Here is a 16,689-nt window from a genome sequence, read left to right on the forward strand (position 1 = left end):
CGCCGGAACGCTCTGCCGGCAGTGGGCGGAAAAACTGGGCCTGCCGGCTGGGATTCCCGTGGCGGTCGGTGCGTTCGACGCCCATCTGGGCGCTGTCGGCGCGGGGATCGTACCCTATGCGCTGACCAAGGTGATCGGCACCTCCACCTGCGACATGCTGGTGGCGCCGGCCGCCGATGTGGGCGATAAGGCGGTGCGAGGTATCTGCGGGCAGGTGGATGGCTCGGTGATTCCGGGGATGGTGGGAATGGAAGCGGGCCAGAGCGCGTTCGGCGACGTTTACGCCTGGCTGCGCGGTATCCTCTGCTGGCCGCTGGAGCAAATCCTGCCCGCTATCGAGGGAGTCTCCGCCGGGCAGGCCGGGGATATCGCGGCGCGGATCAGGTCGAAAGTTTACGCTTCGCTCACCGAGCAGGCGGCTCTGCTGGCTCCCGATGACACCACCGTGCTGGCGCTCGACTGGCTCAACGGCCGCCGCACTCCGGATGCCGACCAGCGGCTGACCGGGGCTGTCGCCGGGCTGAGTCTGGGCAGCGACCCGCCGCGGCTGTTCCGTGCGCTGGTTGAATCCACCGCCTACGGGGCACGCAGGATCGCCGAGCGGTTCGAGCAGGAGGGTGTGCCGATCCGGCAGGTAATCGCCCTGGGCGGAGTGGCCACCCAGTCACCCTACGTGATGCAGACTGTCGCCGACGTAATGGACCGCCGGATCAGTATCGCCGCCAGCGAACAGGCCTGCGCCCTGGGCGCGGCGATGTTCGGAGCCACCGCGGCCGGGTTGTATGGTGACGTACTGGCAGCTCAAAGTGCCATGAGCGCCGGGTTCAGCGCCGAGTACGCTCCCCGCGGCCAATACGTGGAAATCTACAACCGCCTCTACCAGCGCTATCTTCGGCTGGGAGATTATGTCGAAAGCGAAACCGGACGGACGGAAAGTTGAGTCGACGCAGACCGATGGAGGATAAATGGATAACGTTCCACGGATCAAGCTGGGACTGGTGGCCGCCAGCCGCGACTGTTTCCCCAGGGCGCTGTCGCTGGAGCGGGCAGGCCGGGTGAGCGAGGAATGCGGCAAGCTCGGTCTCGATGTCACCCTGTGCGATACCATGGTGGAATCGGAAGAGGATTCGCTCTCGGCGCTTAAAGAGCTGGAAGACAAGGGTCTCAACGCGCTGGCGGTCTATCTCGGCAATTTCGGCCCGGAGGGGCCGGTCTCGCTGCTGGCCCAGCGGTTCGAGGGTCCGGTGATGGTGGCTGCAGCCGCCGAGGAATCGGCGGACAAGCTGATCCAGGGCCGGGGTGACGCCTACTGCGGACTGCTCAGTACCCGCTACAATCTCGCCCTGCGCAAGGTGAAAGTTTACCTGCCGGAGTTCCCGGTCGGAGAACCAGAGGAGGTGGCCGGGATGGTGGAGCGGTTTATCCCGGTAGCCCGTGTGGTGGCCGGCGTGCGCGGACTTAAAGTGATCTCGTTCGGTCCCCGGCCGCAGGATTTCTATACCTGCCACGCCCCGCTGGAGCCGTTGTACGAGCTGGGAGTGGAGGTGATGGAGAACAGTGAGCTGGACCTTTACGACGTGTTCTGCATGGCGGAAGCCCACCCGATGCTCAAAGAGACCGAGCAGGACATGCAGGCTGAACTCGGCGAAAATATCGATCCCAGGCTGCTCGACCGTATGGCCCGGCTGGAGCTGGCCCTGACCGATTACTGCAAGGATTACACGGGCGCATCCAGCTACGTGGCCCTGGCGGATAAATGCTGGCCCGCGTTCGAGAAATACTTCGGCTGCGTGCCCTGCTATGTCAACAGTCGGTTGTCCGCCCGGGGCATACCGGTGGCCTGCGAGGCGGATATCTACGGTGCGGTCAGCCAGTACCTGGCCACCGCGGCCACGGTCAAGCCAACCACTCTGCTGGATATCAACAGCACGGTTCCCCGCGACATGTTCCGGCAGGCCGGAGCCGCCGCAGGAAGCTACAGTCATGGGGACCTGTTCATGGGGTTCCACTGCGGCAACACCCCCAAGTCCTGTCTGAAAACCAGCGGGATAGGCTACCAGTTGATCATGCACCGCTTGATGGAGCCCGACAGCGAGCCGGATATCACGAGGGGGACCCTGGAGGGACAGATCGCGCCCGGTGAGATCACGATCATGCGCGTACAGGCCACTCCAGGGGCTGGCATGGCCGCCTACGCCGCCGAGGGCGAGGTGCTGGATATCGATCCGCGGACGTTCGGCGGGACAGGGGTGATCGCGATTCCGCAGATGGCGCGCTTTTACAGGCACGTCCTGCTGGAGAAGGCGTTCCCGCACCATACGGCGGTTGCGTTCGACAGGGCGGGTCATACGGTCAGCGCGGCCCTGAAACTACTGGGTGTCGATGATATCTCGTTCAACCTGCCTTCCGCTACGCTCTACCCCGGCGAAAGCCCGTACTGGTAACGGACAGAAAATACGTTCAGCCCATTATCACGCGCAATTCGGCTGTCTGCTTGCCCGCCAGCTGCTCCACCTGTATTCCGGTTCGCCCGTCCGTCACGGGCAGCTCCTCGCCATCGAGCGTGGCCCGCCCCACTCCGCGCTCCACGCCGTCGGGGTTCTCCACCAGCGCATTGACCCGGCAGCCGCGGAATTCTCTGACAGCTCCGTACTCTTTCCACCCGGCGGGAACGACCGGGTCCACGCCCAGGCTGTCGTAATCGGCCATCAGCCCCAGCATCCGTTCCACCGTGCGCCGCAGCCAGCTTACCGAACCGGTGAAATTGCTGTAGAAGTTCCTGCCGTATTGATCGTGCGCCGGTCCGACCGTGAAATTGGATACCTGGCTCGGCGGCCCGCTGGCGATATCCGGGATAGTGGCCGACGGCAGCACTTTTCTGAGTTCCCGCCACGCGAGCGTACCCATCCCCCGGCAGGCCAGGCCGTAGCAGAAGAAACTCTGGCCGTGGGTATAGATCGAGCCGTTTTCAAACAGGCCGGGGATAATGTCGGCGATTCTGCCCACCTGGCGGCTGGCCGCGGTGTAGGGCGGCGAGATAAGCACCTTGCCGAACGGGGTGTCGAGCTCCTCCAGCGCGGCCAGCACCTGCTCCACTCGGCCGGCTTTGGCCGCGACTCCGTTGAACAGCGACCAGGCGTTGACATTGAGGTGGATCTTGCCTTCCGCGCAGGAACCGGCTCCCACCGGAGTCCCGTCGCCCATGAACGCGTAGATGTAGTGCCGGCCGTCCCAGGAAGTGTCGTTGATAATCCCGGTCACCTCATCGGCCAGCCCCTCCGCCCAGGCAGCGTCGCTTTGCTCTCCCAGCCAGCGGGCCAGCCCGGCGAATCTGCGGGCGGCGAACACCAGCGCCATGGTCAGCCATACGCTCACTCCCCGGCCGTCCTCGCCCACACCGTCGAGCGAATCGTTCCAGTCACCGTGGCCGATCAGGCACAGGCCCTTCCCGCTGCGATGGTTCCAGAGTCCCTCGATACTGCGCCGCGCGTGCTCGTAGAGCGTGGCCTTGTTGTGATGGTCCACGCGTCCCGTCTCCCGGTCGAAAAAACCCTCCTCGCGGAAGCAAAACTCGCGGTCGCCGGTCTGCTGGACATATCCCGCCAGTGTGTCGGGGATCCAGGAGCAGCAGTCCAGGTAATTGCGCAGGTCGTGGGGAGCGCCGGGGTATTTGGCGAACTGTCTCATCGCGGTCCCGTCTGCATACTGGTGGCGCAGCACGCTCGGCAGGTGGACGGCCACGAACTCCGGGTTGAACGGCGTGATTCCCATCATGTACTGCAGGCTGTCGCGGTAACCGACCATGTCCAGCGACAGCGGCACCCGCACGCTGTTGCGGCCCTGGTATTTAAACCAGACGTTGAAAAACCGGTCCAGTTCGCTGTCGGGAGTCCGGCTGAGCTGCCGGGCGAACAGTTCGCGCCAGCGGTCGCTGGCCCGCCGTTGTTCCAGTTCCACTCCCTGGTTTGCAAAGTATTTCCCGGCCAGTTCGCCGATATGCTGTTCCGCCTCGGCGGGGTTTTCGGCCGTGGTCCCCTGGAGAAAGTCGATCACTGTTTGCTCGCCGGGGCCGAGGGTAAGTTCGAACTGCATGGCGCTGACTATCCCCCGGAACGGCTGCTGACCCAGGCTGTTGCGGCACGCACCCTCGCGGACAGCCTCGGGGATATCCGCCTGTACGCCGGCGCCCAGGAATTCCTCGCCGCTCATGTCGAAACGCTCGAACGGACGGCTGCCGGCCAGGAACCCGTGGCGCGGGTGGCGGTTTTTCTTGTCGCTGTTGACCGCCACGAGGGCGTTGAGATTTTTCAGCACGATTCCCTTGCACACCACCCGCGGATCGAAATAATGTCCCGGATAGGAATCCAGCCCCCAGTTTACCGCCACGAACAGGCTGATTCCGCGCTCGTTCTCTCCCCGGTTGGTCAGTCTCAGCCGCCAGACTTCCAGCGGGTCGTCCACCGGCACGAACACGGTCAGCTCCGAGGCAAGCTCATTACGTTCGGCCGCGATTTTCAGCGAACTTGTCCCCTGCTCGCAAACAAACCCTTCGTACGCACTCTCCTCCCGGCCCATCTGGGGAAACGCATGCCAGATCGAGGGTTCGCCGCCGGTCTCCTCGCGGAGCATGAATAACCTGTGCTCGTCGCGTCCCGGGGCGGTCGGCACATAGGAATTGTCTGTCCGGCGAGTGATCTGGCCGGAAAGGACTGACTCCATGCAGCTGAACCCGCTGCCGCACTGGTCCCAGAAACTGCCCCAGATACCACGTTCGTTGTCGTGGCCCGAGGTCAGCAGATGAATAAACGGCCGGGGAGTGGTTATCCTGCTGACAACTAGGGTGCTGTCGGCCAGAAACCCCTGCGGGTCGTGGAAGTCCTCGAACCTGCTGTAGCGCCGCTGAAGGGCGCTAAGTTGTTCCGGGTCAACCGAGTCGGCAAAAGGTTTGCCTTCCTTGAGACCCTCGAGGCATTTAGCGGCCAGCATGTCCAGTCGAGCGCTGTCCGGCTCGGGCTGGAGCTCCGGTACTTGCTTTGTCATCGATGTTCTCCGCCGGATGAAAATACCATCTTGTCGAGAGGAAAATTAGCGGCAGCATGCGCATCAGCGCAATGCTCTTGGTGGACGGCAAAGCGCAACGTGGCAATTATACCGTTGATTTGAGTCCCGATTTGATTATCTTGCTGTTTCATCCTCACAGAAAAGCGGAAAATTTACCGGAGATGGCGATGGTTTCGCACGCTGCCCGCAAGTTAACATTTCAACTCATCTGCTCGACCGCACTGGTGATTTCAGCCTGCGGACCAACTGGCCCCGGTGAAAGCGAACTGGCGGTCAGTTTCGATCCGGGGCTGCTTGAACGGGTAGGGTCAGCCGCAACCGGCCTGCTCGTTATCGATGAAGACCCGAATATTATCTGGAGCCGGCTGAAACTTGAGAGCGTTTTCGCCAGCCAGCGGGAACTGGTGGACGGATTCCTGGCGGCAGCGGAGAATTCGGCGCTGGCAAGAGGGCGGCTGGACGGCACGGAACCCACAAAACTCGGCGGACTTGAACCCGGCTGCTGCTGGGTGATTACCACCGACGGCATACCCGATGGAGAGGAACTGTTGATCTGGTCGCTGCCGGCGGCTGTCGAGCCGGGGCCTGCCGATAACCGGGAACTGGTCCTGCACCGTTCCAACACAGCCTTGGTTTATGGTACTGGTGATTACGCGCTACAATACTGAACCTGCAAGACGGAGTTGCGCCGCATGAAATACTTAACCGTGATTGTCGTCTCGATTCTGGCCCTGGCCACGGCCGGGCCGCTTTCCGCGCTCGAACTGCCTCTCCATCCGCGTCTCTATCTATCGGTCGAAGGAGCCGAACACGTGCTGTCGCTGGCGCAGGTACGCAGCCGTGCCCGCAGTCCCCGGTTCCGCCAAACACTGGCCCGCGCCGGAGCCTCGTCGAACCCGTCCGAGCGGGCGTTCGTCTACCTGGTGAGCGGCGACACTTCCGGGCTGGCGGTTGTGCGCGCCGCGCTGGAGCGCAACGTATCGAGTTACACGCAGCTGATGGACCGGGCGCTGGCTTTCGACTGGGCTTATGGAGGGCTGAGCGACGCCGAGCGTAAAAAGTACGCGGCCGGGCTGATCGAATCCGCCCGCGCGGTGGGCCGGCGCTACCGGATTCCGACGGTATACCATAACATGTGCCGCGGGCGGAATATGGGCCAGGGCCTGGCGATGCTGGCCGCCTGGGAGGACGCCCCCGGAGCCGCGGGATACGAGGGGCTTGTGACCCGCGAACTGGGCGAATTCCTGGAACTGACCGGTGACGGAAAACAACTGGACGACATGGCCGGACGAGCCGGCTGGGGCGGCGGCTGGCCCGAGGGATACGACTACGACCGCCACGGCTCGCTCTACGCCCTGGAGCTCCTGCTGGCCTGGCGCTCCTGCGGTCTGGGCGATCACCTCTCGGGCAGCACTTTCTGGCGTGATAAAATTCCCTACCTGGTTTACGGCACCGGTCCCGACGGCAGTTTCGTGGTGGGCTACGAGGATAACGACTGGCCGTTTCCCATGCCGCACGAACGCAAACTGATGACTTTTCTGGAGGGTGAGTTCGATTCGGGGCTGGCAAGCTGGTGGATCGACACCTGGGCCGACACCCTGAACGCACCGGCATACTGGGATATCCTGTTCTCGGACCCCCAGGTCCGGAACGTGCCTCCGGACAAGCTGCCGTCCTCGCACCTCGTACCCGGAGTGGGCCTGGTGCTGATGCGAAGCTCCTGGGAGCGCGACGCAACCTTTGTTCATTTCCACTGCGGGCCGTGGTATACCTACCACCAGCATGCGGCCCAGGGATCGTTCACCGCCTGGCGCGGCCGCGACCTGGTGGTGGAACCCGGAGTGTACAACGGCGAGGTGGACGAGCACTATGTCAACTGGCGGATTCGCACGATCAGCCACAACTGTATCACGGTTATGGACCGGAACGAGGTGTTCCTGGGGCCGGAGGCGGTCCGCTCGCCCGCCAACGACGGCGGCCAGTTGATCCAGAACTGGACCCACAAGCCGGCCACGGTCGCCGAGTGGCGCGCCCAGCGTAAACTTCGCGACACCGGCAGGATAATCTCTTTCCTCACCGACCCCAGCCACGATTTCGTGGAGGGCGACGCCGCCGGGGGATATAACCCGGTCAAGGTCCTGTCGTGGAGAAGGCAGATGGTGTTTGTCAAGCCGGACTGGCTGGTGATCCGCGATATGATCGAAAGCGGACGGCCGCACTTTGCCAAAACACTCTACCTGCATACCCCGGAAAAACTGGTTATGGATGGCAATACCGCCCGAACCGAGCCTTCCGCCGGCAACCCGCTGACTGTCTGGAGCCTGCTGCCGCCTCAGGCCGATTTGAGCGTGGGCGGGGGACCGGGCGGCACGTTCACCTATGGCGGCAATGACTGGACAGGACCGGAACAGTATAATACCCAGTACGGCACCGCCTGGCGGCTGACAGTGGCCAGGGACGGCGAGCGGCTGACCGAGTTCCTGACCGTACTTAACCTGGCCGGTGACAATCCGGGTACGGGTGCGGAATTACTGGAAAGCGGCGGTGAGCGGACGGCAGTCGCCCTGGAGGGCGGCCGCTACCAGGTGGCTTTTGAGCGCGGCGCCGGAGGGCGGTACAGCCTGATCGGCGAGGGCATTACCTACTCCATTTGCGGTACCGTTGCCAGCGATGGATACCCGTCGGGCGGCCAGGCTGTCCGCTTGAGCGGGGCCGGCAGCCGGTCTGCTCGAACTGACCGTCACGGCAACTACGCTTTCGACAACCTTCTGCCGGGAGTGTACGCGGTTACGCTCGAGGGAACCGCTAGGTCCCGGGACGTGATAATCGAAGCAGGCAGCCTCGGGGAGGTGAATTTTGATTAGAATGCCGGCTGCAATCTCGATCTTGACCGCAGTGGCGTCTTTTATCGCTCTGCCGTCATTCGCCGGCCGGGAGCAGGCAGTGGAGCTGGCGGAGGCTATCGGCAGGATGGTGCGGCTGGAAAGCCATTACCACAAAGCAGGCGAAAACATGCCCGCCGCTCTCGGCAGGGCTGACCAGCTGTTTGTCGAAACAGTCGACAAATTCGACTCCGAGTCGGCCCGGGAATTTGTCGATGGCGGAGGGGGCGGCAAGGTGGGTCTCGTAGTCCAGGAAACCTCCGGCCTGCAGAACCCGCCCGGTGATGACCCGGCCGCCAGGATGGTCGCCGCGCTGCGGGCAAGCCGCGCGGTCAAAGAGGAAGCCAAGCCGCTGCTCGACGGGTACGGCGGGGCGTTCCTGCTGAACCTCGAAGGCCGTCGCAAACTCCGCCTACGCCTCGGGATAACCGAATTGCTGCCCGCCGCCGGCTTACCCATAACGCTAGCTGACCTGGGTCTGAGCCGGGCCGACAGCGCCACGAACAAAAAGATCGCCGAGGCGGCGGCCGGGGGCAGTGCCGATGATGCCTCGAGCGAGGCGTACCAGTTTTACTCCACTATGCTCGATCTGGATGATCTGGGTGGAAAATTCGGCCGCAAGCACGATGCCGCACTCCTGGCCGACCGCCTGATGACAAGCTCCGGGTATCTGGAAATCGAGGACACGCTCGGGAAGCTGGCGCCGATGACGGTCGGTTTTTTCGGCGACTCCCAGACCGACAACAACCACTGGAGCTCACCGGCCCATTACCCGAAACTTATCGAGGAAGTATTCCTCAGGATTAATCCAGCGGTCACGATTTTCAACGCAGGTATCGGCGGAGATGACAGCGGCGAGGGCCTTGAGCGGATCGAAACAGACGTGCTGGTCAGAAAACCGGACATCTGTTTCGTCCTCTTCGGCGGCAACGACTGCGCCCACTGGGGCGGCGACCGTCCGACCGTATCGCCGGAGCAGTACCGGGAAAATATCGGCGAGATAGTATCCCGGCTCAAAGCGATCGGCTGCCGTCCGGTGCTGATGAGCTACCCCGCTATCCCGGCGCGCGAGTTCGGCGACCACTCAGCGGCCGTCTTGCGCCGGATGAATGACGGGCAGAAAAGAGTGCGCGATGAGCAGGAAACCGGCTGGCTCAAGCTGGCCGAACTGTTCGCCGGACGCGACCCCGGCCGGATGTTTGCTGTCGACCTGATCCACTTCAGTCCCGAGGCCCATCAACTGCTGGCCGGGCGAATTCTGCACTACCTGGTGGAACTGCATTAGTTACAGGCAGTTATGAGTATTTTTATTCCGGAGTCGGTTGTAGCCGCCGGATTTGCCGGGTTTGATAACTTTCCGATAGAACGAAATAGTTGCACAACAATGGATTGACCAGTAAAATTAACTACTTGACGATTGTTCTGCCGTATCGGGCAGAATCGGGCAGAAATTGACGGTACAGGGATTAAGTACCCTACATCCAGGGAGATTTTAAATGTGTACAGCCCGTAAGTTCTTGTTCGTCCTGCTTGCTGTTTTCATGCTTCCGGCCCTTTCCTCAGCTCAAACCGGCGATCTCCGCCTGCTGGACTGGCGTCCGCAATCGATGATGGTGGTGAAGGAGACCGAGGTGCTGAAGCCCAAGTACCCTGTAATCGATGTCCACAACCATCTCGGCCGCCTGGCGAACATGCAGCATTATCTGGAGCAGATGGACGAGGCCGGGGTGTGGAAAGTGGTCAGTCTGGATGGCCGGAGCGCGGGCGATTTTTACAAGAAGCATCTGGAGGCGGTCAAGAAAGTCAGCCCCGAGCGGTTACTCGTTTTTTTCAGACCTGATTTCGACAGGATCGATGAGCCTGGGTGGGGTCAGAAGGAAGCCGCCCGGCTGGAACAGGCTGTTAAGATGGGCTGCCGTGGACTCAAGATTGCGAAGAATCTGGGCCTGACTCACAAGGACAGCACTGGTGCTTTGATCAAGGTCGACGACCGGCGGATCGATCCGATCTGGGCCAAGTGCAGCGAGCTGGGGATTCCGGTGATGATCCATGTTTCGGACCCCAAGGCTTTTTTCACCCCGCTGGATGAGCGTAACGAGCGCTACGACGAACTGGGCGCGCACCCCCGCTGGTCTTTTTACGGTGACCAGTTCCCGTCGAAGGAAGAAATCCTGGCCGCGCGCAACCGCGTGTTCGCCCGCCATCCCAACACGATTTTTATCGGTGCGCATTTCGGCAACCTTCCCGAAGAGATTCATCAGGTGGCCAACTGGCTCGATCTCTATCCCAACTTCTACGTGGATATTGACGCACGGATCAGCGAACTGGGCCGTCAGCCCCGCACCGCGCGCAAGTTTTTCCTCCGCTACCAGGACCGGGTGATGTTCGGCACCGACACGCCGCCGAATGCTGAAGCCTACCGGATATATTACCGGTTCCTGGAAACGGATGACGAATATTTCGACCCGACCGGAGGCCATCACCTCCAGGGCCGCTGGATGATCTACGGGGTTTACCTGCCGGACGATGTGCTGGAGAAGATCTACAACAAAAACGCCCTGAAAGTATTCGGTATGTTCAAGGGAGCGTAGTGGTTCCGGCTCTGCCCCGCTCATAGATCCTGCCCGGCTGTTCCGGGTTGGGCTGACCGAAATCGAAAAGTTGTTTAGCATCTACGGTGTTGCCGTCGCTACCCGCCCATAATTCAGCCCTCTCGGCCCATATGGCCCTTGCGTCCAGAGTAGACCTGGCGGTTATCGGTGCCTATCTCCTGCTGATGATTCTGGTGGGGATGGTGCTGAGTTATTTCAACCGCGACGCCGCGGATTTTTTCCGCAGCGGCAACAAGATGCCGTGGTGGCTGGCCGGGTTCAGCATGTTCATGACCAGCTTCAGCGTCTGGACCTTTACCGGTGCGGCCGGTCTGGCTTACCGGGCGCCGGGCGCTGCGTTCGCCATGTATTTCAGCACCGCCGCCGGCATGATTTTCGGCGTCTGGTTCCTGGCCTCGCTCTGGAGGCGCACGCGGTCGACGACCATTCTTTCCTACCTCACCGAACGCTACAGCCTCGCCACCAATCAGACCTACAGCTGGACGATGATGCCGGCCCAGCTGATCCAGGGCGGAATCCAGTTGCTGGCGCTGGGAACGTTCATCTCCGTGGCCCTCGGCACCGACCTTCGGCTGACCGTGCTGGTCTGCGGGCTGGTGATCGCGCTCTACTGCCTGATCGGCGGACTCTGGGCCGTGGTGGTCACCGACACCCTGCAGTTCATCGTCCTCTTTCCCACCGCGCTGGTAGTGATGGTCCTGGGTTTCAGGGACGTGGGCGGGCTGTCGAGGCTGGTTACCGACGTCCCCGAGGGTTTCTGGAATGTGAACACCGCCGAGTTCGACTGGTGGTATATCCTGGCGTTCGGGGTGATGATGCTGATGGCGATGAACAGCGGCTCGTTGAGCCAGCGCTATTTCTCGGTCAAAAACGAGCGTGAGGCCCGCAAGGTGGCTATCCTGACGATGGTGCTGCTTTTCCTGGCTCCGATCCTCTGGTTCCTGCCACCGCTGTTCGCCAGGGTCAGCGGGCTGGACCTGGAATCGATCAGCCTGGGACTGAATGCTCCCGAGGAGGCCGCCTACGTGGCCTACTGCCTGCATATCCTGCCACACGGCGCTATCGGGGTGATGCTGGCCGCGATGCTCTCGGCGACGATGAGTTCGCTGAGCAGCACGTTCAACGCTTTCTCCGCGGTTATCACCAACGACATTATCAAGCAGGTTTTCTGGAAAGAGGCCTCGGGTAAAACCCTGCTGCTGATCGGCAGGCTGGTTACCTTGGTCTTCGGCGGCCTGGTTATCACCGCCGCGCTGGTGCAGGCCGGCGGCGACGGCAGCGTGTTCGAGCTGATGATGACCTATTCGGCCGTGGTGATCCTGCCGTCCGGCATCCCGATCGTGATGGGCCTGTTCTACCATCGTACGCCGCCCTGGGCGGGAATTGCATCCTACCTGAGCGGAATCATGGCCGGTGTGGGAATGCTGCTGTTTGAAAAGTACCATAGTCTGCTGTTTGCTGATTTTCATTTCCAGATGTCATTTACCGATCAGGTGTTCACGGTGGGCGGGATCAGCCTGGCGGTGTATGTGCTGCCCGGCTTGTTTATCTCCCCGTCGGGCGACTATGCGCTCAAGCTGGCCAGGTTTTACGCCAAGATGCGCACGCCGGTCAGCCCCGGCGAAATCGGCGATACCCGTGCCACCGACACCGGCAGCTTCAGGATCACCGGCTGGACCGCGCTGATCATGGGCGCGGGAGCGGCCAGCCTGGCGTTCCTGGAGTTGAGTTTCCCGGACAGGATGATCAACCTGCTGATCGGCGGGGCAATCGGCATGGCCGGAGTTATTCTGCTGCTGGCCGAGCGGTTCGCCGCCCGGTTGCCGCCGAGGATCAGGACTATACATCCCGAGGATCATGAAAGTAACCCCGGTGACGGAGGTGCCGAATGACAACACGGAACGTCGGAATCGTATTCGTATTCCTGATCGCGGGTCTGCTGGCCTGCCAGAGCGGTCCGCCTCAGGGCGGGCAGATGTACACCAGCCGGGACGAGTCGCTCGCGGCGGCCCATCCACGGCTGATCCTGAGTCCGGAAGTCGCCGAAAATCTGCAGGGCAAGCTGTCCTCCAGCCATGAGTGGCTCTGGACGAGATACCGGCAGGATATCCCTTCCCGGCTGGAGAGCGCTGCCAGTGGTAAGACCGAGCGGCTCGACCGGGGTGTGGCCAACAGCGCGCAGGAGCTGGCGTTTATCTGGAAGATGACCGGCAACCGCGAGCATTTCGAGGCCGCCCGCGACCATCTGCTGGCCCTGGCCCACAGCGACCCCTGGCCGCCGGAAAACGACCTGATCCACGGTCACCTGCTGCAGGGAATCGCCCTGGCCTACGACTGGCTTTATCCCAGGCTCAGCGAGCAGGAGCGAAAAACTGTCTCCGACCGGCTCAGGCAGGAAGCGGAGAGCGAGTATCAGCGGATGACTACCGGGCGGGTCTGGTACCGCAACCAGTATTTCCAAAACCACGGGATTTCAAATTTCTGCGGACTGGCTTACGCCGCCGCCGCGCTCTACGGCGAGGATGAACGCGCGCCGGACTGGCTGAGGATCTGCGAAGAGTTCATGGATATCGTGCTCGAAACCCTGCCCCCCGACGGGACTTCGCTGGAGGGGATCAGTTACGGGGCCTACGATTTCGAGTTCATCATCCGCTACGTGGCGCTGGCCCGGACCATGCTCGACCGCGACTACACCGATACCGAGGGGCTGAAGAATTTCCCGCGGTGGGTGCTGCATTCGATGCTGCCGGTCCAGGAGCCGACCGAGTGGGCGATGACCTTCGGTGACGCGCCCCGTCACGTGAACTGGCACGGCCCCGAAGCGCAGCTGTTCTGGAGCGCGACAAACTACAAGGACCCTGTGGCCCAATGGCTCGGCCGTCACCTGATCGAGCTCGAAGACGAAGGGCTCGGCTCGGCGAGCTGGTGGGCGCTGCTGTTCTACGCCGACGCAATCCCGCCGGCAGGCCCCTCGGATTTCGCGACTTTCCAGCATTTCACCGAGAACGATCAGGTGATGATGCGCTCGTCCTGGCTCGACCCCGATGCAACACTGGTGGGACTCAAGGCGGGACCGTTCATGGGCCGGACCCTCTCGCCGCAGGCCAAGTGGGACTGGGGCACCAACCACCAGGAACCGGATGCGGGGAGCTTCCAGATTTTCTCCCACGGGGCGCAACTGGCTGTCGATCCGGGCTACACGACTTTCAAGCGCACCGCCAACCACAATACGATGTTGTTCAAGGAACAGGGGCAACTGGGCGAGGACGTGCCCTGGATGGGCGTAGCCGAGTGCGTCCAGTTCCGCCACTATCCGCATATCGTCCACAGCGCCACCGGCGACGGGTACGCCTACGTGGTGGCCGACATGGACCGCGCCTACCACCGTGCGCTGAACCTGGACGGCTACGAGCGCCATTACCTCTATCTGGAACCGGGCGTCCTGCTGGTGGCCGATGAGTTCAGTCTCGGGGCCGACGGCGCTCTCCACAGCTATCCGTCGCGGATCATGGAACTCTCGGGAGGCCTGGAATTCGGCTGGGGCGGCTACGTGGTCGGCGAGCAGGGGGAGGCCTCGGTAAAGTTCACCGGTACTCCCGGCGAATACAGGATCGCGGTCAACTACCTGGATAATTTCCCCGGCGAGGGCACGTACCGGGTCGAGGTGGACGGCAGGCTCGTCCACGAATGGCAATCCACCAACCGCGATTCGGACAACCATTACATCATCACTCCGCCGGCCGAGTTGAAAACCGGCAGCAGGATCGCGTTTGTCGGACGGGACATGCCCCGCAACTGCCGCCTGATCAGGATGGCCGCCTACAGTCCGCGGGCCAGCTCGGAGCGCTCGGCCCGCTGGCTGCTGCATGCTGAGACATCGGCCACTGTGGGTTTGGACCGCGATGCCGGTATGGTAACGATTGTCAACGGAACCGGCGCGCTGGAGTTGTACGCAATTTCGCCGGATGCGAAAGCGGCCGAGATCAGTGTCGAGGACTGGGAAATCATGGAGCCGGACGCCGAAGTCGAGACCACGAAGCGCATCTCGCTCGTCCCGTCCTTTGACGGCGACCGGGTTGTGCTGATCAATCTCCTGCATGCCCGGGCCGCCGACGGCGCTGCGCTCGAAGGGCTTGAATCCAGCCTGGACAGCGAGGGCGATAACCTGAAAGCAGCGGTAAGCTGGCGGGCCGACGGCGGTTCTGTCAGCCTGGACTGGGACCTTCGTGCAAGGACAGTGGAACTGAATATCAATTGACGGCCCGGGCTTGAGCATGGGGCCGGGGAGAGAGAGGGAAATGACTGGGATAGGACGAGCCGTCCGCGCAATGCTGACGGCGATGATTCTGCTGGCGGCAACCGGAATGACTGTCGCCGGAGAGAGCATGGTAAACCCGAATGCCGAGTTGAAAACACCGGAAAACATGCGGCTCAGCCCGTACACCGGCTATACGCGCGAGCACTGGATCGAGATCGCCCAGAAAATTATCAGCGGGATTCTGCCCTATTTCAGCGACGAGAGCGGGATGCCCGAGTTGGTGGGTGATCCCGGGGAGACCGGCCATTTCGCTCAGCTCTTCGATGTCGGCGGGAGCAAGGAGGCGTTCGACCGCAGCCTGTTCCTGGTGGCGGTCTATACGGCGGCCACCGGCAGCGACCGGGTGCCGGGCTACGACGGTTCGATCACCGAGCCGTACCTTCGCGAGGTGCGCCGCGGTACCGACCCGGCCGGTCCCCACTACTGGGGAGACCATCCCACCTACGACGTATTCGGCACCAACCTGGCGATGGGGATTCAGCTCAGCCCGGAATTTTTCTGGGAGCCGCTGGATGAGAAAACCAGGAAAAATGTCCTGCTTTATTTCAAGGACCTGGCCCACACGCTTGCCTACGACTGTAACCACTGGCATTTCCACCAGATTTCCGTTCCCCTGCTTGACAGATACGGAGTGGCGTCCAACCGCGAGTTCCTGACCTCGATGTTCGAGCGGCTGATGCACTGGTATCGCGGAGACGGCTGGTTTATCGACGGGGGCAACCGCAGCTTCGACCTCTACAACTTCTGGGCGTTCCAGGTCTACAACCATGCGCTGACCAGGTTCGATCCCGGCTGGAAGAAGCAGTTCGGCAAGATGGTCGAGACTTCAACCGCCAGGTTCCTGGAAAGCTATCCCTACTTTTTCGGGCGCGACGGGGGCCATATCGCCTGGGGGCGCTCCACCACCTACCGTTTCGCCGCGGTGGCCCCGGTCGGCTGGACCGTGTGGAACGGGGTCAGCACATTGCCGCCCGGCCAGGCCCGGCGGATCGCTTCCGGGAATCTCAAATATTTCTGGGAGCACGGCTGCCTCAGTGAGCGCGGCCTGCTGGAGCCGGGTTTCTGGGGTCCCAACACCGCGATCGCCGAGCCGTATATCGACCGCGGATCGCCCTACTGGGCATTGCAGGGGATGATCAGCCTGATTATCCCTGCCGACGACCCGTTCTGGAACGATCCCGAGCAGCCGATCCCGGCCGACGGCGCGGGCGGCCGCAAGGCCCTGCCGGGCGCGCAGATGACTGTCAATGTGAGTCCTGCCGACGGTGAGGCGCGGATGTATCCAGTCGGCCAGCCGTTCGCCCACTGGGGTCAGTGGCAGCGCGGTGAAAAGTACTGTCAGCTCGCCTATTCCAGCTACCTCGGCTGGTGTGTCACCGGCGCGGGCGGCGAGGATCTTGGCGCCGGCCGCAACGGGATCAGTTTTGACGGTATCCGCTGGCATTTCCGCGAACGCCCTGAGGCGATTCAGGTGGATACCCATCACTTGATCAGCCGCGAGACAATCCCCCTCCCGAGTCCGGAGGAAGACGATACCGTGATGTACGATTTCGGGGAGATAATCACCCATACGCTGGTGGGCAACAGCGGTGAGGTCCACGTGTTCTGGCACACCAGCGCCAAACCGGCCTGGCTGTATCTGGGCGGGTACGGAATCAGCGTGCCCCACGGCCAGGACGCCCGCTCGGCCAGGGGCGAGGGCAGTCTGGCCCTGGTGGGCGGTCCCTACAATACGCTGATGAAAGTTGTCAGTTCTCCGCCCGGTAAGCTCGACTGGAGAGTGCTCGAACCGCGCGAGGGGTGGCGGCACACGCAC

Annotated in this window: 10 protein-coding genes; 9 read left to right on the plus strand and 1 reads right to left on the minus strand. The window is 62.4% G+C overall.

Annotated elements, in window-relative coordinates; translation table 11 throughout:
* Positions 1-940, plus strand: a 940-nt coding sequence (locus FVQ81_16580; protein MBW7998148.1) for a ribulokinase, incomplete at its 5' end; no start/stop codon positions are given.
* A gap of 25 nt (positions 941-965) precedes the next feature.
* Positions 966-2,444 carry a fucose isomerase gene (locus FVQ81_16585; GenBank protein MBW7998149.1) on the plus strand — a complete coding sequence of 493 codons (1,479 nt, stop codon included), beginning with the start codon at positions 966-968 and terminating at the stop codon, positions 2,442-2,444.
* A gap of 16 nt (positions 2,445-2,460) precedes the next feature.
* Here FVQ81_16585 and FVQ81_16590 read toward each other — a convergent pair whose 3' ends face one another.
* Entirely contained in the window at positions 2,461-5,040 is a 2,580-nt protein-coding gene (locus tag FVQ81_16590) for a hypothetical protein (GenBank protein ID MBW7998150.1), read from the minus strand.
* Positions 5,041-5,228: 188 nt separating this feature from the next.
* Here FVQ81_16590 and FVQ81_16595 point away from each other — a divergent pair, with 188 nt between their 5' ends.
* From FVQ81_16595 to FVQ81_16625, 7 genes are all read left to right on the plus strand, one after another.
* Complete coding sequence (locus FVQ81_16595) at positions 5,229-5,729, plus strand: hypothetical protein (protein MBW7998151.1); 501 nt, start codon at positions 5,229-5,231, stop codon at positions 5,727-5,729.
* 24 nt (positions 5,730-5,753) lie between these two features.
* Positions 5,754-7,925, plus strand: a complete 2,172-nt coding sequence (locus FVQ81_16600) for a hypothetical protein (GenBank protein ID MBW7998152.1) — start codon at positions 5,754-5,756, stop codon at positions 7,923-7,925.
* Complete coding sequence (locus tag FVQ81_16605; GenBank protein MBW7998153.1) at positions 7,918-9,228, plus strand: hypothetical protein; 1,311 nt, start codon at positions 7,918-7,920, stop codon at positions 9,226-9,228. Before FVQ81_16600 ends, FVQ81_16605 begins: the two co-directional genes overlap by 8 nt.
* A 211-nt stretch (positions 9,229-9,439) precedes the next feature.
* The gene (locus FVQ81_16610) at positions 9,440-10,534 is read left to right on the plus strand and encodes an amidohydrolase (GenBank protein ID MBW7998154.1); all 1,095 of its coding nucleotides are present in this window, start codon (positions 9,440-9,442) and stop codon (positions 10,532-10,534) included.
* Between the two features lie 89 nt (positions 10,535-10,623).
* Positions 10,624-12,447: a hypothetical protein gene (locus FVQ81_16615; protein MBW7998155.1), complete on the plus strand. Its 1,824-nt coding sequence runs from the start codon at positions 10,624-10,626 to the stop codon at positions 12,445-12,447.
* On the plus strand, positions 12,444-14,813 hold the full coding sequence (locus FVQ81_16620; GenBank protein ID MBW7998156.1) for a DUF4962 domain-containing protein: 2,370 nt from the start codon (positions 12,444-12,446) through the stop codon (positions 14,811-14,813). The genes FVQ81_16615 and FVQ81_16620 overlap by 4 nt, the downstream gene beginning before the upstream one ends.
* Positions 14,814-14,829: 16 nt before the next feature.
* A partial coding sequence (locus FVQ81_16625; protein ID MBW7998157.1) for a DUF2264 domain-containing protein occupies positions 14,830-16,689 on the plus strand: 1,860 nt, incomplete at its 3' end.

Source organism: Candidatus Glassbacteria bacterium, from assembly GCA_019456185.1.
Taxonomy (GTDB): Bacteria; Gemmatimonadota; Glassbacteria; order GWA2-58-10; family GWA2-58-10; genus JAJRTS01.

Coding starts and splice junctions, on each gene's coding strand:
- FVQ81_16600 (MBW7998152.1), top strand. CDS start 5,754: ATGAAATACTTAACCGTGATTGTCGTCTCGATTCTGGCCCTGGCCACG.
- FVQ81_16585 (MBW7998149.1), top strand. CDS start 966: ATGGATAACGTTCCACGGATCAAGCTGGGACTGGTGGCCGCCAGCCGC.
- FVQ81_16620 (MBW7998156.1), top strand. CDS start 12,444: ATGACAACACGGAACGTCGGAATCGTATTCGTATTCCTGATCGCGGGT.
- FVQ81_16590 (MBW7998150.1), bottom strand. CDS start 5,040: ATGACAAAGCAAGTACCGGAGCTCCAGCCCGAGCCGGACAGCGCTCGA.
- FVQ81_16610 (MBW7998154.1), top strand. CDS start 9,440: ATGTGTACAGCCCGTAAGTTCTTGTTCGTCCTGCTTGCTGTTTTCATG.
- FVQ81_16595 (MBW7998151.1), top strand. CDS start 5,229: ATGGTTTCGCACGCTGCCCGCAAGTTAACATTTCAACTCATCTGCTCG.